Genomic DNA, 23,792 nt, shown 5'->3' with positions numbered 1-23,792 from the left:
GCCGAAACCGCCGGCCTGACCCGCGCCTGGGCGGATCAGCAGATCGACGCCGAGGCCACGGCCGAAGAGGCCCGCCGCGCCGCCTTCGAGGCCATGCGCACCCGCAGTGCCGAGACCGCCCCGCGCACCACGCGGGCGCAGATCACCTTTGACCATGACGCCCCCGAGGTGGTGGCCGAGCGCGCCGGCGAAGCCCTGTTCGCCCGCCTGCATCCCGAGCACGAGCTTTCGCCCGAGGCCCGGCGCTTTGCCGGGCTGCGCATCCCCGATCTGGCCCGCGAGGTGCTGCGCCTGCGCGGTTTCACGGTCAACGCGGCCACGGATGATACGGTGATAACCCGCGCCCTGCACGCGACCAGCGACTATCCCGAAATCCTCGGCAATGCGCTCGGCCGCAGCCTTAGGCGCAGCTATGAAGCCGCACCCGAAGGCGCGCGGCGGCTGGCACGGCAGACCACGGCGCGCGACTTCCGCGACAAGAAGGCGATCATGCTGGGTGCTTCACCGGCTCTGGAAAAGGTGGAAGAGCACGGCGAATACACCTTCGGCACCATCGACGAGGCGGCGGAAAGCTACAGGCTGGACACCTTCGGCAAGATCTTCGGAATCAGCCGCAAGGCGCTGGTCAACGACGATCTGGGGGCGTTCGACCGGATCGCGGCCAACATGGGCACCGCCGCCCGTGCCTTCGAGGCCGCACAGATCGCCGGGCTCATCGCCGCCAACCCGACCATGAGCGACGGCAAGGCGGTGTTTCAAGCATCCTCGCATAGCAACACTTCGGCATCCTCGGGCAGCACGGTGGCCGACATCACCACCGATCTGAACACCGCCCGGCTGGCCATGCGCCGCCAAAAGGGGCTTGCCGGCGAGGCAATCAACGTGGTGCCGAAATTCGTGCTGGTGCCGCCCGAGCTGGAAACCGCCATGGAACAGGCGCTTTCCCAGGTGCAGGCGACCAGGACCAGCGACACCAACCCCTTTGCCTCGCTTTCGCTGATCGTCGATCCGCGCCTGAGCGATCCGGCGCAATGGTATCTGGCGGCCGACCCGGCCCAGATCGACGGGCTCGAATATGCCTATCTGGAAGGCGCGCCGGGGCCGCAGATCGAAACCAGGGCCGGGTTCGAGGTTGACGGGCTTATGGTCAAGGTCCGGCTCGACTTCGGGGCCGGCTGGATCGACTGGCGCGGCTGGTATCGGGTGGGCTGATGGCTATTGACGCAACCGAGCTGGAAACCCTGCTGGACGCGCTCATCCGGGCGCGCGCGCAGGGACTGCGCTCGCTGCTCTACGAGGGCAAGCGGGTGGAATACGGCTCGGACGCCGAAATGGCCGCCGCCATTGCCGATCTGGAACGGCGCATCGCCAGGGCCTCGGCCAGCGCGCCGAAGACCGTGGCATTCACCACGTCAAAGGGGGTGTGAGGGTGATTGATGGTGTCCACATCCCCAAACCGGCAGGCCGGGGCTTCGGTGCCCTTCCCGGCCTGCCGTCAAGACAGCCTTCGCAACAGTCAAGGGAGGTTCATCCATGCCCGCCCATCCCGCATTGATTCGCCAGTCGGACCTCAAACGCTATGCCAAGGCCATGCAGGAAGCAGGGATAAGGCACTGGCGCGTTATCGCCACGCCCGACGGCAAGCACGAAATCGTGGTTGATGAGACCGAGGACAGCAAGCTTGGCCCGGACCCGGACGAACTTCTGCGATGAAACGCCGCAAGAATCCATATCCCTATGTGCGAAAGAACATCGTGAAAGGCCACCTTTATTGGCGGTTCGAAAAGAATGGATTTCGCTGCAACTTGCCCGCCCCCTATGGTTCGCCGGAGTTTCTGGCCGCCTATGAGGAAGCCCTGGCGCAGGTGCGTCCGAAGAAAGGTCCGCGCGCGCCGGAGGGAACCCTGGCGTGGCTGATCGAACAATACCTTTGCAGCTTGCGCTACCAGAATCTTTCGCCCAGCCGCAAGCGGACGATCCGCCTTGAACTGGACTGGCTGAAACGCCAGGCGGGGAAGTATCATTTCAGCGCCTTGCAGGTGCGCCACGTCGAAGCCCTGATGGCACGCAAGAGCGGCCCAGTCGCCGCCAACACGGTCAGGAAAAACCTGTCCATGCTGTTCAACTTCGCCACGAAAAAGCTTGGGTATCGCGGCGGCAACCCTGCGCGCGGCGCGGAAAAGATGAATGTCAACAAGAGCGGTTATCACACCTGGACCGACGAAGAGGTTGCCCGCTATCTCGATCGGCACGGGCCGGGCACCAAGGCCCGCCTGGTGATGATGCTTGCGCTCAACACGGGCATGGCGCGTCAGGATCTGGTGCGCGTGGGCTGGCAGCATGTCAGGAATGGTCGGATCGCCTATCAGAGGCACAAGACTTCCGTTTGTGCCGACATGCCGATCCTTGACGATCTGGCAAGGGAACTCGATCGGCTGCCAAGGGATCGGATGCTTTTCGTGACGCACGGCCGCGATCATCGGCCCTATACGCCCGCCTCGCTCGGAAACTGGTTTCGTGATCGCTGCCGGGAAGCTGGCGTTCCCGGCTCCCTGCACGGGCTGAGAAAGGCAGGGGCAACCTTCCTCGCCAATGCCGGAGCAACCGAATGGGAAATCGCTTCGTTCCTTGCACATACCGACACGTCGCAGGTGAGAGAATACACGAAGAAAGCCAACAGATCACGCCTGACCGACAGCGGTTTTGCCAAGCTTCCAGAAGGGAAAATGTCCAACTTTTCAGAATCGTTGGACGGAGGGGCCAGAAATGACGCAAAGAAACAGTAGGTTGTCGGAAGAAGTGGCAGCCCGTAGGGGAATCGAACCCCTCTTTCCAGGTTGAAAACCTGGCGTCCTAACCGATAGACGAACGGGCCGTGCTTGGCGTGAGGCGGGTTCTAGGAAAAGCCCGGGCCATGCGCAAGCGGAATCTGTGGCGCGCGCATGTAAAAGTTGCGGCCATGGCGGATGGGCCGGGCCTAGTCTGCCCGAGCGGCATCCTCCAGCCGCAACTGCACGCTTTGACGCCCGTTCCAATGGTTGATCTCGATCCGGCCTGCAAGATGGATGCCGCGACCGGCATGGGTTTCGATCAGATCGGCCAGACCGTTGGCGCGGGCCCCAAACGCGATGGCGTCCAGCACCACCGGCCCGCCATCGCCAAAGCTGAATTTCAGGTGGCCGTCGCCGACCGGTTTGGTGAAACGGATGTATTGCGAGGCAAACACGAACCGGGGGGCGGGGGCACCGGCCCCAAACGGGCCTGCGGCCTCCAGCGCTTCGATCAGGTCGACCGTGGCCCCGCCCGGCATCAGCAGGGCGTCAATACGCAGATCGGCGGGGCCGACCGCGCCCGCGCCCTGACGCGCCAGAAGATCTGACAGGCGCGCCATCGCGGGGTCAAGCTGCGCCCGGGTCAGGCTGAGGCCCGCCGCCATCCGGTGCCCGCCGCCTTTGGTGATCAGCCCCTCGGCGGCCAGTTTCTGGATCGAGGCACCAAGATCGACGCCGGTGATCGAGCGGCCCGAGCCTTTGCCGTCATCGCCGTCAAAGCCAATGACCACGGCGGGGCGGCCGGTGGCCTCCTTGAGGCGCGAGGCCACGATGCCGACAACGCCGGGGTGCCAGCCATCGGCGGCGGCCCAGACCAGCGGGGCCTCCAGCCCGCGCGCCTCGGCCTGCGCCAGGGCGGCGTCGCGCACGGCGGCCTCGATCTCGCGCCGGTCGGTGTTGAGCTCATCGAGCCGTCTGGCCATTTTTTCGGCGGCACCCGGATCATCGGTGGCCAATAGGCGCGCGCCCAGATCGGCCTCGCCAATGCGTCCGCCGGCATTGATGCGCGGGCCAAGGACAAAGCCCAGATGGTAGCTGTTTGGCGGCCGGTCCAGCCGCGCGACATCGCCAAGGGCAACCAGCCCGGGCCGGGCACGGCGCGCCATCACCACCAGGCCTTGCCGCACAAAGGCGCGGTTCACGCCGGTCAGCTGCGCCACATCGGCAACCGTCGCCAGCGCCACCAGATCCAGCATCGCCATCAGGTCGGGGCCCTTTTGCCCGGTTCCGCGCAGCTGACGGTTGGCCTCGACCAGCATCAAGAACACCACGGCGGCGGCACAAAGATGGCCCAGATCGCCCGGTTCATCCTGTCGGTTCGGGTTCACCACGGCCACGCAATCGGGCAAGTCAGCACCACCCAGATGGTGGTCCAGAACCATGACATCGGCCCCGATAGCGGCGGCAATCGGGCCATGGCTGAGCGTGCCGCAATCGACGCAGATGATCAGGTCATGATCGGCCGCCAGCGCCGCCATCGCCGCGTCATTCGGGCCATAGCCTTCGTCGATCCGATCGGGCACATAGAGCGTGGCGGGGCGGCCCATCTGGCGCAACCAATCAATCAGCAGCGCGGCAGAGGCCCCGCCATCGACATCGTAATCGGCGAAAATGGCAATGCGTTCATGGGCGGCCACGGCGTGCAGAAACCGGCCCGCCGCCACGCCCATATCCTTCAGCCGCGCCGGATCGGGCAGCAGATCGCGCAGGGCAGGGGCCAGGAAACTTGCGGCTTCTTCGGGCGCTACGCCGCGCCGGGCCAGCACGCGCGACAGCGCCGGTGGCAGATCGGCGCGTTGGGCCAGCGCCTCGGCCAGACGTTCGGCCTCGGGGTCCAGCCCGACCCAGTGCCGCCCGGTAGCCGAGCAGGTGACGCCCAGGATCGTGCTGCCCATGCGCCTTACCGTTTCGGGTTGCGATAGATCATCTTGCGCACGGACCCGGTTTTCGACCGCATCAGCAGCGTCTCGGTTGTCAGCCAGCCGACCTCGCGCTTGATGCCGTTCAGGATGGAGCCATTGGTGACCCCGGTGGCCGAAAAAATCACATCCTGCGTCACCATTTCATCGCGCGCATAGATGCGGTCCAGATCGGTGATGCCGGCCTTGGCGGCGCGGCCGCGTTCATCATCATTGCGAAACAGCAATCGGCCATACATCTGCCCGCCCATGCATTTCAACGCCGCCGCCGCCAACACGCCTTCGGGCGCGCCGCCATCGCCCATATACATGTCGATGCCGGTCACGTCGGCCTCGGCGCAATGCATCACGCCCGCGACATCGCCATCGGTGATCAGGCGAATGGCGGCCCCGGTGTCGCGCACTTCGGCGATCAGATCCTCGTGGCGGGGCCGTTCCAGAATGCACACGGTAATGTCCTTTGGCAGGCAGCCCTTGGCCGTGGCCAGCGCCGATATGCGGGTGGCGGGCGGCATATCAAGGGTGACGATATCTTCGGGATAGCCCGGGCCGATGGCCAGTTTTTCCATATAGACATCAGGCGCATGCAGCATTGATCCGCGCGGGCCCATGGCAATCACGGTCAGCGCATTGGGCATGTCCTTGGCGGTCAGCGTCGTGCCCTCCAGCGGGTCCAGCGCGATATCGACGCCGGGGCCATTGCCGGTGCCGACCGCTTCGCCGATATACAGCATCGGGGCCTCGTCGCGTTCGCCCTCGCCAATCACCACCACGCCCGCGATATCGAGCTTGTTCAGCTGTTCGCGCATCGCATTCACCGCGGCCTGATCGGCGGCTTTTTCATCGCCATGGCCAATCAGTTTGGCCGAGGCAATGGCCGCAGCCTCGGAAACACGGGCAAGCCCGAGAGACAGCATACGGTCGTTGAAATCCATGGGGTCTGGCATTCCGGTATGGTCCTTTTGATGACGTTGAAAACATGTAGCCGGTTGTGGGCGGCGGGAGCAAGGTGCGGGTCACGGTTGCGCCTGCTGCGGCGCGACGGGTCACGCCATTTGCAGGCACCGCATCGCCGCCTGATGAGGCCCGGATCCGCCTCGCGGCCCGCGAGGCGTCAGATATCTTCGATCCTCAATGCGACCGGCTGACCCACAACCACATCGGTGCCGGGCAGGATGGCCAACGCCTCCTCCAGCGAGGGGCCCGAGACCTTGTGGGTGACGATCAGAACCGGCGCATCGGCCCCGCCACCATGGCTGCGCTGGCGCATCCGGTCGATCGAGATGCCGCAATCGCCGAGAACCGAGGCCACTTTGGCCAGCGCGCCGGGTTTGTCGGTCAGCGTCAGGCGCAGGTAATAGGGGGCGGCGGCGGCCACCTGCGCCCGGGTGGCGCGTTGCAGCCCGGCGGCAGGCTGGCCGAATGTCGAGATCCGGAACCCGCGCGCGATATCCATGATGTCGGACAACACGGCGCTGGCGGTCGGGCCTTCACCGGCACCGGCACCGCGCAGCACGATCTGGCCCACGGCGTCGCCTTCCAGCACCACCATATTGGTGCCGCCCTCCAATTGGCCAAGCGGGCTGTCTGCGGGCACAAGGCAGGGCGTCATGCGCTGTTCAAGCCCCCGGCCGGTCATGCGTGCGACACCCAACAGCTTGATCCGAAAGCCCATTTCGGCTGCCTGATTGATATCCTCGATGGTGACCTGGCCGATGCCTTCCAGCGTCACGCCGCCGAAATCTACCGCTGTGCCAAAGGCGATGGCCGACAGCAGCGCCAGTTTGTGTCCGGCATCAATGCCGCCCACATCAAGGTTCGGGTCGGCCTCGAGATAGCCAAGCTGATTGGCCTCCTCGAACACTTCGTCATAGCTGAGGCCCCCCGATTGCATCCGGGTCAGGATATAGTTGCAGGTGCCGTTCATCACGCCCATGACGCGGGACACCTGATTGCCGGCCAAGCCTTCGGTCAGGGCCTTGACGACCGGGATGCCCCCGGCAACGGCGGCCTCGAACCGGATCACGCGGCCCGCCGCTTCGGCCAGTTCCGCCAGCGCCTGCCCATGCACGGCCAGCATTGCCTTATTGGCGGTGACCACATCCTTGCCCGCCGCAATCGCGGCCTCGGTGGCTTGCCTGGCCGGGCCATCCTCGCCGCCCATCAGTTCCACGAAAATATCGACATCGTCGCGGGTGGCCAGCGCGACCGGGTCATCTTCCCAGGCATAGGCCGACAGGTCCGCGCTGCGATCCTTGTCGCGCGAGCGCGCCGAAACGGCGCTGATCACCACGGCGCGGCCGGAGCGCGCGGCCAGGAGATCGGGTTTTTGCTGGATGATCTTGACGACACCGATTCCAACGGTGCCAAGCCCGGCGATGCCAAGGCGAAGCGGGTCTGACATGGGGGCGGGCCTCCGGCAAGGAAAATGACTTCCGACACCTGTTAGCCGACCCGACCGGGGGGCGCAACGCGGGCGCGCGGGTTAAGTCAGGCTGAGGGCGCGCAAAATGGCGGCGCGGCGGCGCAGATCGGCGGCGCGCGCCTGCAAATCGCGCCCGATATTCTGGTCGCGCTCCAGGTTCAGATCTTCGGTGCCGGCCAATAGCGGCCCAAGCGGCACCAGTTCCGGCCAGTCGGCATTGCGGCTTTGGGCGGAAATGGTGGCGTCAAGCTCCGGTGCGCGCACCGAACAGGCGGTCAGCGGCAACAGGGCCGTCAGGAGAATAAGAAGTCGCATCACGCGGTGCCGTCCCGTGCCGGGGTCATTTGCCAAAGACTAGCTTGGATGGGATGGTCAGGTCCAGCACCGGCTTGAATTGAACGTGCGTTCAGATATCCTGCGCCGATGGCACGCAAGCAAGGTTCCCACGCAGATATTACCGGCCCCAAGGTGCGCGCCGCCGCGTTGCGGCTGTTTGCGCGGCATGGGTTTGCTGCTGTCTCGATGCGTCAGATCGCGGGCGAAGTGGGGGTGCAGGCCGGGGCGCTCTACCTCTATACACCTGACAAACAAGCGCTTTTATTCGATCTGATGCGCGACCACATGGAGGATCTGCTGGCTAGTTGGCAGGTCCCGAATGCCGCCCCCATGGATCAGTTGGAAGCGTTTTGTCGCCATCATATCGGGTATCACCTGGACCGGCCCGAGCTGGTGTTCATCGCTTATATGGAGTTGCGCAATCTGGAGCCCGAGAATTTCACGGTGATCGAGGCGCTGCGGCGCGCCTATGAGGACCGGTTGGAGGCAATTTTGAAAGCAGGCCAGGCCAGCGGCGATTTCGATCTGCCCGACAGCAAGCTGGCAACGCTTGCCATCATCGCGATGCTGACCGGGGTCAACACCTGGTATCGCGAAGGCGGGCGGCTGGCGCGGGCCGATGTGGAGGGGATCTACTGGGATATGGTGCGCAAATCGGTGGGCGCTTGACAGGTTTGTGGCACTGGTCCCTGATGCTGGCAGGCACGGTCTGACGAAGGAGACGGTGATGCTGGACGAAGCCCGGACAAGACACGCGAGATTCCAGCGCCGCATGGCCGCGGAAGGGATCGAGCTGGCGCTGATCACCGATGAGGCCTCGATTGCCTATCTGGCCGGGTTCTGGGGCTATCTGGGCGTTGAATTTGGCCGACCGACCTGCCTGATCCTGCGCCCAGATGCCGATCCCGTGGTGCTGACGCCTTTGATGGAATCGGAGATGGTGGCGGCGATGACCTGGGTCGAAACCATCGTGACCTGGGAAGATATCGGCAACAATCACTGGTCGAACCTGTTGCCGGAGCTATTGGGCCCCGCGCAGAGCGTCGCGGTGGAATTGGGGTCCATTCCTGCGATCTTGCGCAATTGGTTCGATGCGCAAATGCCTGAAACTGTTCTGAGCGATGTCTCGCCCCTGTTGGCGGCGATGCGGATGATCAAATCTCCGTCTGAGATCGCGGTGATGCGGCAGGCGGGGATTGTTGCGGGCGCGATGATGGCTGCTGCGCATCAGGCGCTGGCTGAGGGCGCGCCGGAATATGAGGCGGCGCTGGCTGTGATTGCGGCGGGCACCCGGGCGGCGGCGGGGTTTCTGACCGCGCGCGGATGGGAGGCTTTCGTGTCGCCGATGATCCATGGGCTGCAGGTGATGCAATCGGGCAGCCAAACCTCGATGGTGCATAGGCGCGCCAGCGTGAAGCCGCTGGCGGCGGGCGATCCGGTCTATTTCTGTTTCTGCAACATGGCGCAGTTCAAGCTATATAAACTTGGCTTTGACCGGATGTTTTTCATCGGCCATGCCAGCGACGAAGCGGCCCGGGTTCAGGAGGCCGCGATCGCCGCGCAACAGGCCGCGATTGCCGCGATCCGGCCCGGCGTCACGGCGCAATCAGTGGCCGAGGCCGCCGATGAGGTCTACCGCGCGCGCGGCTATCAGGCCGGGTATCGCACCGGGCGATCCATCGGGATGAGCTATCTGGAAGCCCCGGAGCTGAAAGCGGGCGATCTGACGGCGCTGCAACCGGGCATGACCTTTGCCGTCGATGGCGGCATCTCGCTGGATGGGCAATGCGGCGGGCGGATCGGGGATTCGGTGGTGGTGACGCAGACCGGCTGTGACTATCTGACGGAATATCCGCGTGACTTGCTGATCGCGGGGTAGATGCGTGCGGGGGTTCGGCCCTGACGGGCCGAACCGGGGGGCGGGCGACGTCAGGCCCCCGTTCCGGGAGCCCTCCGCCACCCGCATTGCCATGGGATTGTGGCCAGGTCGGGGGCAGCAACCTCGGTGTCACACTTTGTGCACAATGCGTGCACACCCCCTGCATACGCGGCGGCGTGATTGTGGATGGCGGGCCTGAGTATTTGGACAAAGAAGAAGCAGGGGGCGTGCCCTGCGGAAACGGGTCCGCAGGGTGCCAGGGATTACAGACCGGGATAGAGCGGGAAGCGGGCGCACATCGCGGCGGTTTCGGATTTCACTTTTTCCTCGACCTCTGCGTTGCCGTCTTCACCATGTGCCGCCAGGCCATCGACCACTTCGATGATCCAGTCGGCGATCTGGCGGAACTCGGCCTCGCCAAAGCCGCGGGTGGTGCCGGCGGGCGAGCCCAGACGGATGCCGCTGGTGATGGTGGGTTTTTCGGGATCAAACGGCACACCGTTTTTGTTGCAGGTGATATTGGCCCGGCCAAGTGCTTTTTCGGTGGCATTGCCCTTGACGCCCTTGGGCCGCAGATCGACCAGCACGACATGGGTATCGGTGCCATGGGTGACGGTATCGAGCCCGCCCTTGATCAGCTGATCGGACAGCGCCTGCGCATTGGCGATGACTTGGCCGATGTAATCCTTGAAGTCGGGGCGCAGGGCTTCGCCGAATGCCACCGCCTTGGCCGCGATCACATGCATCAGGGGGCCGCCCTGAATGCCCGGGAAGATGGCGGAATTGACCTTTTTGGCGATGGCCTCGTCATTGGTCAGGATCATGCCGCCACGGGGGCCGCGCAGGGTTTTATGCGTCGTTGTGGTGGCGACATGGGCATGCGGGAAGGGCGAGGGATGCAGACCGGCCGCGACCAGACCGGCAAAATGCGCCATGTCAACCAGCAGCCAGGCCCCGACCATATCGGCGATGGCGCGCATCCGGGCGAAATCAATCTGGCGCGGAATGGCCGAGCCGCCCGCGATGATCAGCTTGGGCTGATGTTCCTTTGCCAGCGCCTCGACCTGATCGTAATCCAGCATGTTATCTTGCCGGCGAACGCCATATTGCACCGCGTTGAACCATTTGCCCGACTGGTTGGGCCGCGCGCCATGGGTCAGGTGACCGCCGGCATCCAGGCTCATGCCCAGGATGGTGTCGCCGGGTTTGATCAGGGCCTGAAACACGCCCTGATTGGCCTGTGACCCGGAATGGGGCTGCACATTGGCAAAGGCGCAGCCGAAAAGCTGGCAGGCCCGTTCGATCGCGAGGGTTTCGGCGATATCGACATATTGGCAACCGCCGTAATAGCGCCGCCCGGGATAGCCTTCGGCGTATTTATTGGTCATCACCGAGCCCTGCGCCGCCATCACCGCCGAAGAGACGATGTTTTCGGAGGCAATCAGTTCGATCTCGTCGCGCTGGCGACCAAGTTCGGATCGGATGGCGGCAAAGATTGCGGGGTCGCGGGTCTCTAACGGGTCGGTGAAAAATCCGGTGGACCGGTGGGCTGCGGTCATGGCCTGTCTCCCTGATGAACGGGCGTGAAATGATGTGACCGCATCTATCCAAAGCGGGGCCATTGCGAAAGACCGGAAAACGCCCCCTTGCGGCGCTGTTGCGCCGTTTCATCGGATTTGCAAAGGACATTATTGCCGGAATCAGGGATTGAGTTTCCGATCAAGGCGGGTGAACACTGAAAGTTCCGAAAACTCAGAGATATGATGCCTGCTGCGCGCAATATAAGTTTTTTGGCCTCTGACGCCCCGATTGCCGCCGCCGCACAGGCCCGGCTGGCCGCGCGCTATGGCCATTTTCCACCCGAAGAGGCCGATGTGGTCGTGGCGCTGGGTGGCGATGGCTTCATGCTGTCGACCCTGCACGCCACGCAGGAGATCGAGGCCCCGGTCTATGGCATGAACCGAGGCACGGTCGGGTTTTTGATGAATGAATATGGTGAGGATGACCTGATCGAACGGCTGGAGGCGGCCGAAGAGGCGGTGATCAACCCGTTGCGCATGGTGGCCACCGGCCTGGACGGCACCGTGACCGAGGCGCTGGCCATCAATGAGGTCAGCCTGCTGCGCGCCGGGCCGCAGGCGGCAAGGCTGAAGATCTGGATCGACGGGCGCGCCCGGATGGAGGAACTGGTCTGCGATGGTGCGCTGGTTTCGACGCCGGCCGGGTCCACGGCCTATAATTATTCGGCCCACGGCCCGATCCTGCCGATCGGATCAGACGTATTGGCGTTGACGGCGATGGCGGCGTTTCGGCCCCGGCGCTGGCGCGGCGCGCTGCTGCCCAAATCCGCCGTGGTGCTGTTTGAGGTGCTGGAGGCAGACAAGCGGCCGGTGATGGCCGATGCCGATAGCCGGTCGGTCCAGAACGTGACCTCGGTCGAGATCCGGTCGGAGCCAGAGGTGGCGCATCATATCCTGTTTGATCCCGGCCACGGGTTGGAGGAACGGCTGATCAGCGAACAATTCGTATGACGCCGCGACGTTGCACCGCGTTCAGGGCTGCACCGATAGTAGTTTAATGCTAAACAATCGCTATTGAAGGAGGGCTTGGGATGGAAGACGACAAACGGGTATCGTTGCGCCAGAGCGCGCTGGACTATCACGAGTTTCCCAGGCCGGGCAAGCTGGAGATAAGGCCAACCAAGCCGATGGCCAATGGCAGGGATCTGGCCCGCGCCTACAGCCCCGGCGTGGCCGAAGCCTGCCTTGAAATCGCCAAAACCCCAAGCGATGCGGCCCGCTACACTGCGCGCGGCAATCTGGTGGCGGTTGTTACCAATGGCTCGGCCGTTCTGGGCCTTGGAAATATCGGCGCATTGGCATCCAAACCGGTGATGGAGGGCAAGGCGGTCCTGTTCAAGAAATTTGCCAATATCGACTGTTTCGATATCGAGGTGAACGAAAGCGACCCCGAAAAGCTGGCCGATATCATCTGTGCGCTGGAACCGACCTTTGGCGCGATCAATCTGGAAGACATCAAGGCACCGGATTGTTTCATCGTTGAACAAATTTGCCGCGAGCGGATGGGCATCCCGGTGTTCCATGACGATCAGCATGGCACCGCCATCGTGGTGGGGGCGGCTGCCACCAATGCGCTGCATGTCGCGGGCAAGGAGTTTGACCAGATCAAAGTGGTCTCTACCGGTGGCGGTGCAGCGGGTATTGCCTGCCTCAACATGTTGCTGAAACTGGGGGTTCGGCGCGAAAACGTCTGGCTGTGCGATATTCACGGGCTGGTCTATGAGGGCCGGGCCGAGGATATGAACCCGCAAAAGGCGGCCTTTGCGCAGGCCAGCGATCTGCGCAGCCTGGAGGATGTGATCGGCGGTGCGGATCTGTTTCTGGGGCTGTCCGGCCCCGGCGTCCTGACGCCTGCAATGGTTGCGAAAATGACCAAACGGCCGATCGTGTTCGCGCTGGCCAACCCGACGCCCGAGATCCTGCCCGACGAGGTGCGCAGCGTCGCGCCGGATGCCATCATCGCCACCGGCCGCAGCGATTTTCCCAATCAGGTCAACAATGTGCTGTGTTTTCCGTTCATCTTTCGCGGGGCGCTGGATGTTGGCGCGACCGAGATCAATGACGCCATGCAGATCGGCTGTGTCGAGGGTATCGCGGCGCTTGCGCGCCAGACCACCAGCGCCGAGGCGGCCGCCGCATATCAGGGCGAACAGCTTACCTTTGGGGCTGATTACCTGATCCCGAAACCGTTTGATCCGCGCCTGATCGGTGTGGTTGCCGGCGCTGTGGCCAAATCCGCCATGGACAGCGGTGTGGCGACCCGGCCGCTGGAGGATTTTCAGGCCTATCGCGAAAAGCTGGATCAATCGGTCTATCGCTCGGCTTTGATCATGCGGCCGGTCTTTGAGGCCGCCGCGGCCACCAGCCGCAAGATCGTCTTTGCCGAGGGTGAGGATGAGCGCGTGCTGCGCGTGGCGCAGGCCATATTGGAAGAAATGACCGATATTCCAACCCTGATCGGACGCCCCGAAGTGGTGATGAGCCGGATAGAGCGGGCCGGGCTCAAGATCAAGCCCGACCGGGATTTCGAACTGATCAACCCCGAAAGCGACGCCCGTTACCGAGATTACTGGCAAGGCTACCTTGAAAAGATGCAGCGTCGGGGTGTGACCCCTGATCTGGCGCGCGCGATCATGCGCACCAATACAACCGCGATCGGGGCGGTTGCGGTCTATAGCGGCGATGCCGACAGCCTGATCTGCGGCACTTTCGGGCAATATCTGTGGCACCTGAACTATGTGCAACAACTGCTTGGCGATGGCGGGCTGCACCCGGTTGGCGCGCTGAGCCTGATGATCATGGAGGACGGCCCGTTATTCGTGGCCGATACCCATATCCATGCCGTGCCCACGCCGCAGCAACTGGCCGAAACCGTGGTCGCCACGGCGCGCCATATCCGTCGCTTTGGCGTGGTCCCTAAGCTGGCGCTCTGCTCGGGCTCGCAATTTGGCAATCTGGACAGTGACAGCGGCCGCAGGATGCGCGCGGCACTTGAGATCCTGGATGGGATGGGGCTGGATTTCATCTATGAGGGCGAAATGCATGCCGACGCAGCGCTGGATGTCGAGCTGCGCGAACGGATCTATCCCGGCTCGCGTCTGGATGGCGTGGCCAACGGGCTGATCTTTGCCTCGACCGATGCGGCAGGTGCGGCGCGCAACATCCTGAAGATCAAGGCGCGCGGGCTGGAGGTCGGCCCGATCCTGATGGGAATGGGCAACAAGGCGCATATCGTGACGCCTTCGATCACGGCGCGGGGCCTGTTGAACATGACGGCGCTGGCCGGCACGCCGGTGCATCACTACAGTTGATCGGGGCGCGGAGGTGGAGAAATCGGTGGGTTTGCAAGCGGGCGGGGCGCAGCTTTGCAAACCTGGATGATCTATTCAATCTGGCAGTCGTAAACCGGCTGTTTTGCAAAATTTGCAAATGATACAAGGTGGTTTCTGCAAATAAATTGCGCCATTCTGTCCCGGTGCCCGTCTTGCAGCTTGCCGCATGGCGGAGGGCTGCCTAACACGGGATGCAACCGGATCGGGAGGGATGACAATGAGCTATCACGACCAATACAGCCAGGCGAAACAGGACCCGGACGGGTTCTGGATGAACGCCGCCAGAACCATCGACTGGGACAGCGAACCTTCCAAAGCGCTCTTTGCCGAGAACGCGCCGTTTTACGAATGGTTTGCAGATGGCATGGTCAACACTTGCTGGAACGCGGTGGACCGGCATGTCGAGGCGGGCCATGGCGACCGTGTGGCAATCATCCATGACAGTCCGATCACCCTTTCGACACACCAGATCACCTATGCGGAATTGCAGATCCGGGTGGCAAGCCTGGCCGGTGCGCTGCGCGCCAAGGGCATCGAAAAGGGCGACCGGGTCATTATCTATATGCCGATGGTGCCCGAAGCGCTGGAGGCGATGCTGGCCTGCGCCCGATTGGGGGCCATTCATTCGGTCGTATTCGGTGGCTTCGCGGCCAATGAGCTGGCGGTGCGGATTGATGATTGTCAGCCCAAATGCATCATCGCCGCGTCCTGCGGGTTGGAGCCGGGCCGTGTGGTCCATTACAAGCCGCTGCTGGATGGTGCCATTGATCTGGCCGCTCACAAGCCTGATTTCTGCGTGATTTTCCAGCGTGAACAAGAGGTCGCGTATCTGGAGGACGGGCGTGACTTTGACTGGTACGGGTTCCAGTTTGGCGTGGCACCGGCCGAATGCGTGCCGGTCGCGGGCAATCACCCGGCCTATATTCTTTACACCTCGGGTACCACCGGCGCGCCCAAGGGCGTCATCCGTCATACCGGCGGGCATCTGGTGGCGCTGAACTGGACCATGCGCAACCTGTATGACATGGAACCCGGCGAGGTGTTCTGGGCCGCGTCGGATGTTGGCTGGGTCGTGGGCCACAGCTATATCTGCTACGCGCCGCTGGTCTATGGCTGCACCACAATCGTGTTCGAGGGCAAGCCCGTGGGCACGCCCGATGCCGGCACGTTCTGGCGGGTCATTCAGGATCACAAGGTCAAATGCCTGTTTACCGCGCCCACCGCCTTTCGCGCCATCAAACGCGACGATCCGCAAGGCGCGCTGGTGGAGGATTATGACCTGTCCAGCCTGGAATCGCTGTTTCTGGCCGGCGAACGGGCAGATCCTGACACTATCGAATGGGCCCAGGACAAATTGGGCGTGCCGGTGATCGATCACTGGTGGCAGACCGAAACCGGGTGGGCCATTGCGGGCAACCCGTTGGGGATCGAGGCTTTGCCGGTCAAGATCGGCTCACCTTGCGTGCCGATGCCGGGCTATGACGTGCGCATTCTGGATGAGGGCGGGCATGAGGTGAAACGCGGCGAACTGGGCGCGATTGCCATCGCATTGCCGCTGCCGCCGGGCACTTTGCCGAATCTGTGGAATGCCGAGGATCGGTTCCGAAAATCCTATCTTGAGCGGTTCCCCGGCTTTTATGAAACCGGAGATGCGGGTTTCATGGATGAAGATGGCTATCTTTATATCATGGCGCGCACCGATGATGTGATCAACGTCGCGGGCCACCGCCTGTCAACCGGCGCGATGGAGGAGGTGCTGGCCGGCCATCCCGATGTCGCGGAATGCGCCGTCATTGGTGTGGCTGACAAGCTGAAGGGCCAGGTGCCGATGGGGTTTCTGTGTCTCAATGCCGGCACCCGGAAAGCCAGCGAGGATATTGTCGCCGAATGCGTGAAACTGGTGCGTGACAAGATCGGGCCGGTGGCGGCCTTCAAGCTGGCCACCGTGGTGGCGCGCCTGCCCAAGACCCGGTCGGGCAAGATCCTGCGCGCCACGATGGTCAAGATCGCCAATGGTGAGGAGTTCAAGATGCCCGCCACAATCGACGATCCGGCCATTTTGGATGAAATCGCCGAGGCGCTGACGGAGCTCGGGTTTCCGAAATAGCCCCTCGGGTCGCGCGGCGCTTGTGTCGCGGCTCCAGTTCTTTAGGCTGGGGATGGGGCGGCAGGCAGGGCGGCGTGGCATGAGCGCAGATGGAAACCGTGATGAGAATGAGGGCCGCAGCCAAGCGCCATCAGATGCGGCCGTGCAGGCATCGCTCAGGCTGTTCAATCACGATATTCGCGCCGCGGTGTCCGATGTTATCGGCGGGCTGCGCCTGATCGACCGCGACCGGCTGAACCCCGACATGCAGGAACAGTTCGAACGGGTGCAGATCGCGGGGGAGACATTGGCCGAACTGGTCGATGCGGCGATCCTGTCGCTGGATGGCGATGCCCATGAGGGCGCGATCGATCAAAGTTTCGATTTTCGCAGCTTTCTGGCCGGTCTGGAAATGCGCTGGTCGGGGCGGGCCCGCGAACAGGGGCTGGCGTTTCGGTTGGAAGTGGACCGGCGGGTGCCGGAACGGGTCTGCGTGGCGCGCCTCAAGCTGGACCGGATCCTTGGCAATCTGATCGCCAACGGGTTGAAATTCACCGACCAGGGTCAGGTGATGCTCAGCGTTGACCGGACCGGCGATGGGCTGCGGTTTCGCGTGACAGATCAGGGGCAGGGGTTTTCCGACACGGCGCTGGAACGGCTGTTTACCCCCGATGGGCGGCCACAGGATGCCACCCGGCCGGGCACCGGTTTGGGCCTGCATATATCCAAGGATCTGGCAGATAGTCTGGGGGCGGATCTGAGCGTGTCCAGCGCGACGGGGCAGGGGGCCACGGTCACCTTGATCCTGCCGCGCGACCGGTGGGAAAGCGCCGAACCGCTGCGCGACCTGCCCGACCTGACCGGCCTGTCGGTGCTGGTGGCCGAGGACAATGTGACCAACCAGATATTGGTGCGCCAGATGCTGGAGCGGATGGGGGCCGAGATGAAACTGGCCCGCGACGGGGCAGAAGCGTTTCAGGCGCTCAGCGCGCGACGCTTTGACCTGGCGCTGCTCGATATCGAAATGCCGCGCATGACCGGGATCGAGGTGATGCGCAAACTGCGTGATCAGGGTGATTTCGACACGCCGCTGGTGGCGTTGACGGCCTATATCCTGCGCGACAACCGTGAGGCGATCTATGCTGCCGGGGCCGATGGCGTGATCGCCAAACCGATCCGGTCCGTCGCCGGGTTCGGGCAAGCCATCCGGCGCCATGTCGAGCGGGCGACCATGACCGCTGATGCCGCGTTCATTGCCGCCCCGGACGGCGCGCAGATGTTCGGTGAACTGGATCGCAACCGGTTCGAGGCGCTGTTGCAGGCCGCAGGCCCGGAAGGCCGGGTCGAATTTCTGACCCATCTGTTGCAGGATCTGCGGTCGGTGGCAGAAATTCTGGAAAGGGCGGTTGCCGGTCTGGACGCGGCCGAGGTGCGGGCGCAGACGCATATCCTGATCTCGTTGGCGGGGGCTGTCGGCGCGGATCGGTTGCAGGAGCTGGCGGAATCGCTGAATGCCACCGCCCATCGCGGCCGCCTGGCCGAGGCACCGGCGCTGGCCCTGACCTGTCTGCGCGCGCTTGATGTATTGATAGACCGGGTCGAAAAACGCAGCCGACGCGAGGGCTGAGGCCCCTTGCAACCGGCCAGACCTCGGCCCACACTGGCCCGGTTCGCCACAGAAGATGGGACCGTCCATGTTGCTTGTCGATGCTGCCGCCATGGTGCGTGAAAAGGCCTATGCGCCCTATTCCAATTTTCTTGTCGGGGCCGCGATCCGCAGCGTCGAGGGCAACCTGCATCTGGGCTGCAATGTCGAAAATGTGGCCTATCCCGAAGGCACCTGCGCCGAGGCCGGCGCCATTGCCGCGATGATTGCCGCGGGTGACAGCAGAATTGCCGAGGTGGCGGTGATCGCGGGCGGTCCGATGCCGGTGCCGCCTTGCGGCGGTTGCCGTCAGAAGCTGGCGGAATTTGCCGATGGCAATGTTGCCGTGACGCTGGCCTCAACCACCGGCCAGACCGTGCAGACCACGGTGGCCGATCTGCTGCCCGGGGCCTTTGTCGCGGGTCATATGGAAGGGAGCTGAGCCCATGGATGCGCGTGAGATACTGGCCCGATTGCGTGACAGCAAGGGGTTAAGCCCCGAACACTATCAATGGTTTGCCCAAGGGCTGGCCGATGGGGCCGTGTCCGATGCGCAGGCCGGGGCCTTTGCCATGGCGATCTTTACCCGTGCCATTGGCCGCGAGGGCCGCGTGCATCTGACCCACGCGATGCGCGATACCGGGCGGGTTTTGCAATGGGATCTGCCCGGCCCGGTTCTGGACAAGCATTCGACCGGCGGTGTCGGCGATACGGTGTCGCTGCCGCTGGCCCCGGCGCTGGCGGCCTGCGGGGCCTATGTTCCGATGCTGTCGGGGCGCGGGCTTGGCCATACTGGCGGCACGCTCGACAAGATGGAAGCCATCCCCGGCTACCGGGCCATTATCGGCAATGAGGAACTGGCCCGCGTGGTGACCGAGGTTGGCTGCGCCATTGTGGGGGCCTCCGATCAGATCGCGCCGGCCGATAAGCGGCTCTATGGCGTGCGCGATGTGACCTCGACGGTGGAAAGCATCGACCTGATCACGGCCTCGATCCTGTCCAAGAAACTGTCCGAGGGGCTGGACGGTCTGGTGCTGGATGTAAAGACCGGGTCGGGGGCCTTCATGGCCGACCCTGCCGATGCGCTGGCGCTGGCCGTGTCGCTGGTGGAAACGGCGCAGGGCGCGGGCTGCAAATGCAGCGCGCTGATGACCGATATGAGCCAGCCCGCCGCGCGCACCGCCGGCAATGCGCTGGAGGTGATCGAGGCGATGGAGATGCTGACCGGGTCGGGCGGCTCGGCCCGGCTGCGGCAATTGACGCTGTCGCTTGGTGGCGAATTGCTGCTGCTTGGCGGGCTGGTGGCCGATGCGGCGCAGGGCGAGGCAAAGATCAATGATGCGCTGAATTCGGGGGCTGCCGCCGAACGGTTCGGCCGCATGGTGGCCGCCCTTGGCGGGCCTGCCGATTTCGTGGCGCGCTGGCGCGACCGGCTGCCTGCCGCGCCGGTCATGGTCGAGATATTCCCCAAGGACCCCGGCTTTGTCACCGCCATCGACACCCGCGCGATGGGGGAGGTGGTGGTGCATCTGGGCGGTGGCCGGCTGGTGCAATCGGACCGGCTGGATCATGGCGTCGGCCTGTCCGACATTGCCGGCATTGGGGATCCGGTCGACAGCCACCGACCTTTGGCGCGCATTCATGCCGCCAGCGAAGAGGCGGCCAGGGCGGCGGCATCATCCTTGCACGCGGCCTATACGCTTGGCAGTGCCATGGTGGCGCCCCCGCCGCTTATCCGCGAAAGGATCGGCTGATGGCGCGCGCCTTTCTGGTGGTGATGGACAGCGCAGGCTGTGGCGGTGCCCCCGATGCGGGCCGGTTTTTCAACGGATCATTGCCCGATACCGGAGCCAATACGCTGGCCCATATCGCGGCGGCCTGTGCCGAAGGCCGGGCCGATCAGGGGCGCAGCGGTCCCTTGCATCTGCCCCATCTCGATGCGCTTGGTCTGGGGCCGGCGGTGCGGCTGGCCTCGGGCGATGCCACGCCAGGGCTGGAGGCCACGCCAATGGGGCTTTGGGGGGCCGCGACGGAGGTGTCACTCGGCAAGGATACGCCCTCGGGCCATTGGGAACTTGCCGGTGTGCCGGTGCCCTGGGACTGGACCTATTTCCCCGACACCGATCCGGCCTTTCCGGATTATCTGGTGGAAGAAGTGAAATCCATTGCCGGGGTGTCGGGCATCCTGGGCAACCGACACGCGCCGGGCACGGCGATCATCGAGGCTGAGGGCGCGCGCCATCAGCAAACCGGCTGGCCGATCTGCTACACTTCGGCCGACAGCGTGTTTCAGATCGCGGCCCATGAGGAAAGCTTTGGCCTCGACCGGCTGCTGGATCTGTGTCAGCGATTGGCCCCGACCCTGCACGCGATGAAGGTCGGGCGGGTCATCGCGCGGCCCTTTATCGGGGAGCCGGGCCATTATACCCGCACCCCCAACCGGCATGATTATGCCATTGCGCCACCATCGCCGACGCTGTGTGATTGGGTGCAGGGGGGCGGGTGCCGCGTTCATGCCATCGGAAAGATTGGTGATATCTTCTCGATGCAGGGCATTGATGATGTCCGCAAGGGGCGTGATGCCGATCTGATGGGGCATCTGTCAGATCTGGTTGATGGGGCCGGTGACGGGTCGCTGACCTTCGCCAATTTCGTCGAGTTCGACAGCCTTTACGGCCATCGCCGCGATATCGCGGGCTATGCGCGGCACCTGGAATGGTTTGATGCAAGGATCGGCCCGATCCTGGATCGCCTGCGCCCCGATGATCTGATGATCTTTACCGCCGATCACGGCAATGACCCAAGCTGGAGCGGCACCGATCACACCCGCGAACGGGTTCCGGTGCTTGGCAAGGGGCCGGATTGCGGGCAGATAGGGCTTTGCGCCTTTACCGATGTCGCGGCTTCGGTCGCGGCGCATCTGGGCGTTGAAAATCAGGGTCCAGGGCGGAGTTTTCTATGATACCCAAGATCGAACTGCATCTGCATCTGGAGGGGGCTGCACCCCCGGCTTTCATCCGCGGCATGGCCAAGGAAAAATCTGTCGATCTGAGCCGCATCTTTACCGAGGATGGCGGCTATGCCTATCGCGATTTCAACCATTTCCTTACCGTCTATGAGGCCGCCACCAGCGTGCTGACAAGCCCCGAGGATTACGCCCGCCTGACCACAGCCGTGTTGGAGGAAAGCGCCGCAAATGGCGTGATCTATACCGAAAGCTTCATCAGCCCCGATTTCTGTGGCGGCGGCGATCTGATTGCCTGGCGGGAATATCTTCATGCCATCGCCGAGGCGGCGGAGACGGCCGAGAAACAGCATGGCATCACCCTGCGCGCCTGCATCACGCCGATCCGCCATTTCGGGCCGGACCGCGCCAGACCCATCGCCCATTGTGCCGCCGAGACCGCGGGCGATTTCGTCACCGGCTTTGGCCTTGCCGGCGATGAGATGGCGGGCAAGCCGGGTGATTTTCTGTGGTCTTTTGATATGGCGCGCGAGGCCGGTTTGCGCCTGACCGCCCATGCCGGGGAATGGGGCGGGGCAGGTTCGGTGCGCGATGCCATTCGCGATCTGGGGGTGGAACGGATCGGCCATGGCGTGCAGGCGATCGACGATTCCGCGCTGGTCGATGAGATCGTTGAGGCCGGCATCACGCTGGAATGCTGTCCGGGATCAAACGTGGTTCTGGGCGTGGTTGCGAACTGGGCCAGCCACCCGATTGAAAAACTGCGCCAACGCGGCGTGAAAGTCACCGTTTCCACCGATGATCCACCGTTCTTTCACACCACGATGGCGCGCGAATATGACATGCTGGCAGAGACATTCGGATGGGATGACGAGGTTTTTGCCGAGATCAACAAGAACGCGCTGGATGCGGCCTTTTGCGATGCTGCAACACGCGAGAGAATTGCCAAACGACTGGAACAAACACCATGAGCCAACATCTGACCATCGTCGATCACCCGCTGGTGCAGCACAAGCTGACCCTGATGCGCGAGCAGAGCACCTCGACCGCCGTGTTCCGGCAATTGCTGCGCGAAATCAGCCAGCTGCTGGCCTATGAGGTGACGCGCGAATTGCCGATGACCACCAAGACCATCACCACGCCGATGCAGGAGATGCAGGCCCCGGTGCTGGCCGGGCGCAAACTGGCGCTGGTGTCGATCCTGCGGGCGGGCAACGGTCTGCTCGATGGTATGCTGGAGCTGATCCCTTCGGCGCGGGTGGGGTTTGTTGGCCTTTACCGCGACGAGGAGACGCTGCAACCGGTGCAATATTACTTCAAGGTGCCCACCGATTTGCAGGACCGGCTGGTGATTGCGGTCGATCCGATGCTGGCCACCGGCAATTCCTCGGTCGCAGCGATCGACCTGCTGAAAGAGGCCGGGGCCACCAATATCCGCTTCCTTTGTCTGCTGGCAGCCCCCGAAGGCGTGGCGCGGATGAAAGCGGCGCACCCGGATGTGCCCATCGTCACGGCCGCGCTTGATAGCCACTTGAATGACAAGGGTTATATCGTTCCGGGCCTGGGCGATGCAGGCGACCGGATGTTCGGCACGAAATAGGTGGCCCGGCCTTTACGGGCCCGCAATCCTCTGTCACTCTTTGAGGCACAGACAATGGGGGTTGTTATGCGATTTATTTCTTTGGTTTCGGCTTTGGCATTGGGTGCGGCACTGGGTGCGGCGCTGGCCGGGTCCGGATCTGCGCAAACCGTGTCGCAATTGGGCGGACCGGCAGAATTGCCGCCCGCAGGCTATAGCGCCAACCAATATGTCGATAGCCGCGGATGTGTGTTTATCCGTGCCGGATATGGCGGTCAGGAAACCTGGGTGCCGCGGGTGACGCGACAGCGCCAGGCCCTGTGCGGGTATCAGCCTACTGGCGGTGGCGGGGCAACCGAGGTGGTTTCCGCGCCCCCCCCCGCCACGCCGCAGACCCCCGCCACCCCCACCACTCCGGCGCGCCCGGTCACCATTGCGGTGGCCCCAACCCGGCCGGTTCAGCAAACCATCATGGTGCGGCAGGTTCCGGTCGAAACCGCCCCCGCCCCTGTCCGCGCCCCCGCCCCGGTCACCGCCACCGCCACCACAGCCGCGGTTGCGACGCGGCCCGGCAATTGCGCCAACCTGCCGGCATCGGCCAGCCAATTCATGCGTGGCGAAAACGAACGCTGTGGCCCGCAGCCCAACCATCCCGGCGATGCCGCGGGTGGCATGGTGATCGGCTCTGGCGCTGCGTCGGGCAGTTATTCGGCCCCTGAAGGGTATCGCCCGGTATGGACCGACGGACGGCTCAACCCCTATCGCGGGCTGGCTGTTGCAACACCGCAAGGGGCTGCAGCCCAAGGCCGGTATTGGCAGGATACAGTGCCGCTGACGGCGATTGACCTGCGCGTGGTCATTGTGCCCGATCCCACCCCCGCGACGACGGTGACCCGGTCCTCCAGCATAGGGTCAAGCGTGGCCCCCGTGGGTGGTGCCCCGGTGCGGGTTGCAGCCACTGATCGCTACGTCGAAGTGGCCCGCTATACGGATCGCAGCCTGGCCGACCGGGCCCGCCAGCAACTGTTGCGTCAGGGCATGCCGACCAGCCTGGGCATGGTTGCGAGCAGCGGCACGCTGGTCTTGCTGGCCGGTCCGTTTGATGATCCGCAAAACCTGGGCCGGGCCCTGAACAGGGCGCTTGATCTGGGCTACAGCGCCGCTGTCACGCGGCGCTGACATAGGGGTGAAATTCGTTGTGAAAGAAGGCCAACC

At 63.9% G+C, this 23,792-nt stretch carries 21 protein-coding genes and 1 tRNA gene; 16 read left to right on the top strand and 6 right to left on the bottom strand.

The genetic code is table 11. From position 1 onward, the window contains the following. The 4 genes from ACW8PS_RS07005 to ACW8PS_RS06990 all read left to right on the top strand — a co-directional run. Window positions 1-1,212, top strand: a 1,212-nt coding sequence (locus ACW8PS_RS07005) for a phage major capsid protein (protein WP_491526616.1), incomplete at its 5' end; no start/stop codon positions are given. After that, window positions 1,212-1,427 carry a phage head-tail joining protein gene (locus ACW8PS_RS07000; protein WP_491526615.1) on the top strand — a complete coding sequence of 72 codons (216 nt, stop codon included), beginning with the start codon at window positions 1,212-1,214 and terminating at the stop codon, window positions 1,425-1,427. The genes ACW8PS_RS07005 and ACW8PS_RS07000, both read left to right, overlap by 1 nt. Before the next feature lie 106 nt (window positions 1,428-1,533). Beyond that, entirely contained in the window at window positions 1,534-1,713 is a 180-nt protein-coding gene (locus tag ACW8PS_RS06995) for a hypothetical protein (protein ID WP_491526614.1), read from the top strand. Further along, the gene (locus tag ACW8PS_RS06990) at window positions 1,710-2,786 is read left to right on the top strand and encodes a tyrosine-type recombinase/integrase (RefSeq protein WP_491526613.1); all 1,077 of its coding nucleotides are present in this window, start codon (window positions 1,710-1,712) and stop codon (window positions 2,784-2,786) included. Before ACW8PS_RS06995 ends, ACW8PS_RS06990 begins: the two co-directional genes overlap by 4 nt. Before the next feature lie 14 nt (window positions 2,787-2,800). Here ACW8PS_RS06990 and ACW8PS_RS06985 read toward each other — a convergent pair. The 5 genes from ACW8PS_RS06985 to ACW8PS_RS06965 form a co-directional block, all read right to left on the bottom strand. Next, window positions 2,801-2,875, bottom strand: a tRNA-Glu gene (locus ACW8PS_RS06985). A gap of 102 nt (window positions 2,876-2,977) precedes the next feature. Continuing rightward, window positions 2,978-4,726, bottom strand: a complete 1,749-nt coding sequence (gene recJ, locus ACW8PS_RS06980) for a single-stranded-DNA-specific exonuclease RecJ (protein WP_491526612.1) — start codon at window positions 4,724-4,726, stop codon at window positions 2,978-2,980. 5 nt (window positions 4,727-4,731) lie between these two features. Continuing rightward, a complete protein-coding gene (gene glpX / locus ACW8PS_RS06975) occupies window positions 4,732-5,697 on the bottom strand; it encodes a class II fructose-bisphosphatase (RefSeq protein WP_491526610.1) in 966 nt (321 codons plus the stop codon). A 167-nt stretch (window positions 5,698-5,864) separates the two neighbouring features. Continuing rightward, on the bottom strand, window positions 5,865-7,154 hold the full coding sequence (locus ACW8PS_RS06970; protein ID WP_491526609.1) for a homoserine dehydrogenase: 1,290 nt from the start codon (window positions 7,152-7,154) through the stop codon (window positions 5,865-5,867). An 81-nt stretch (window positions 7,155-7,235) separates the two neighbouring features. Further along, window positions 7,236-7,490 carry a hypothetical protein gene (locus tag ACW8PS_RS06965; protein ID WP_491526608.1) on the bottom strand — a complete coding sequence of 85 codons (255 nt, stop codon included), beginning with the start codon at window positions 7,488-7,490 and terminating at the stop codon, window positions 7,236-7,238. A gap of 108 nt (window positions 7,491-7,598) precedes the next feature. Here ACW8PS_RS06965 and ACW8PS_RS06960 point away from each other — a divergent pair, with 108 nt between their 5' ends. Both ACW8PS_RS06960 and ACW8PS_RS06955 read left to right on the top strand, forming a co-directional pair. Further along, a complete protein-coding gene (locus ACW8PS_RS06960) occupies window positions 7,599-8,180 on the top strand; it encodes a TetR/AcrR family transcriptional regulator (protein WP_491526607.1) in 582 nt (193 codons plus the stop codon). 58 nt (window positions 8,181-8,238) lie between these two features. After that, the gene (locus ACW8PS_RS06955) at window positions 8,239-9,390 is read left to right on the top strand and encodes a M24 family metallopeptidase (protein WP_491526606.1); all 1,152 of its coding nucleotides are present in this window, start codon (window positions 8,239-8,241) and stop codon (window positions 9,388-9,390) included. 263 nt (window positions 9,391-9,653) lie between these two features. On the opposite strand, the gene glyA is transcribed toward ACW8PS_RS06955, so the two are convergent. After that, on the bottom strand, window positions 9,654-10,949 hold the full coding sequence (gene glyA, locus ACW8PS_RS06950) for a serine hydroxymethyltransferase (protein ID WP_491526605.1): 1,296 nt from the start codon (window positions 10,947-10,949) through the stop codon (window positions 9,654-9,656). 204 nt (window positions 10,950-11,153) lie between these two features. Here glyA and ACW8PS_RS06945 point away from each other — a divergent pair, with 204 nt between their 5' ends. From ACW8PS_RS06945 to ACW8PS_RS06900, 10 genes are all read left to right on the top strand, one after another. After that, window positions 11,154-11,921, top strand: coding sequence for an NAD kinase (locus tag ACW8PS_RS06945; RefSeq protein ID WP_491526617.1), 768 nt, complete (start codon window positions 11,154-11,156; stop codon window positions 11,919-11,921). Window positions 11,922-12,001: 80 nt separating this feature from the next. Beyond that, window positions 12,002-14,281 (top strand): NADP-dependent malic enzyme, encoded by a 2,280-nt coding sequence (locus ACW8PS_RS06940; protein WP_491526604.1) that lies wholly within the window; start codon window positions 12,002-12,004, stop codon window positions 14,279-14,281. Window positions 14,282-14,519: 238 nt separating this feature from the next. Continuing rightward, on the top strand, window positions 14,520-16,409 hold the full coding sequence (locus tag ACW8PS_RS06935; protein ID WP_491526603.1) for a propionyl-CoA synthetase: 1,890 nt from the start codon (window positions 14,520-14,522) through the stop codon (window positions 16,407-16,409). A gap of 79 nt (window positions 16,410-16,488) precedes the next feature. Then, window positions 16,489-18,015 (top strand): response regulator, encoded by a 1,527-nt coding sequence (locus ACW8PS_RS06930; protein ID WP_491526601.1) that lies wholly within the window; start codon window positions 16,489-16,491, stop codon window positions 18,013-18,015. A gap of 67 nt (window positions 18,016-18,082) precedes the next feature. Then, window positions 18,083-18,475: a cytidine deaminase gene (locus ACW8PS_RS06925; RefSeq protein WP_491526600.1), complete on the top strand. Its 393-nt coding sequence runs from the start codon at window positions 18,083-18,085 to the stop codon at window positions 18,473-18,475. 4 nt (window positions 18,476-18,479) lie between these two features. Next, window positions 18,480-19,787: a thymidine phosphorylase gene (locus ACW8PS_RS06920; RefSeq protein ID WP_491526599.1), complete on the top strand. Its 1,308-nt coding sequence runs from the start codon at window positions 18,480-18,482 to the stop codon at window positions 19,785-19,787. Further along, window positions 19,787-20,995 (top strand): phosphopentomutase, encoded by a 1,209-nt coding sequence (locus ACW8PS_RS06915; protein WP_491526598.1) that lies wholly within the window; start codon window positions 19,787-19,789, stop codon window positions 20,993-20,995. The genes ACW8PS_RS06920 and ACW8PS_RS06915 overlap by 1 nt, the downstream gene beginning before the upstream one ends. Further along, window positions 20,992-21,969 (top strand): adenosine deaminase, encoded by a 978-nt coding sequence (locus tag ACW8PS_RS06910; protein ID WP_491526597.1) that lies wholly within the window; start codon window positions 20,992-20,994, stop codon window positions 21,967-21,969. Before ACW8PS_RS06915 ends, ACW8PS_RS06910 begins: the two co-directional genes overlap by 4 nt. Further along, window positions 21,966-22,598: a uracil phosphoribosyltransferase gene (gene upp / locus ACW8PS_RS06905; RefSeq protein ID WP_491526596.1), complete on the top strand. Its 633-nt coding sequence runs from the start codon at window positions 21,966-21,968 to the stop codon at window positions 22,596-22,598. Before ACW8PS_RS06910 ends, upp begins: the two co-directional genes overlap by 4 nt. A 66-nt stretch (window positions 22,599-22,664) precedes the next feature. Beyond that, window positions 22,665-23,756, top strand: coding sequence for an SPOR domain-containing protein (locus ACW8PS_RS06900; protein WP_491526595.1), 1,092 nt, complete (start codon window positions 22,665-22,667; stop codon window positions 23,754-23,756). Window positions 23,757-23,792: the final 36 nt, after the last annotated feature.

The sequence above is a fragment of the Alterinioella sp. genome (assembly GCF_058343375.1).
Note: the sequence above shows the minus strand (reverse complement) of the source record. Positions and strands in the feature narration are given on the sequence as shown.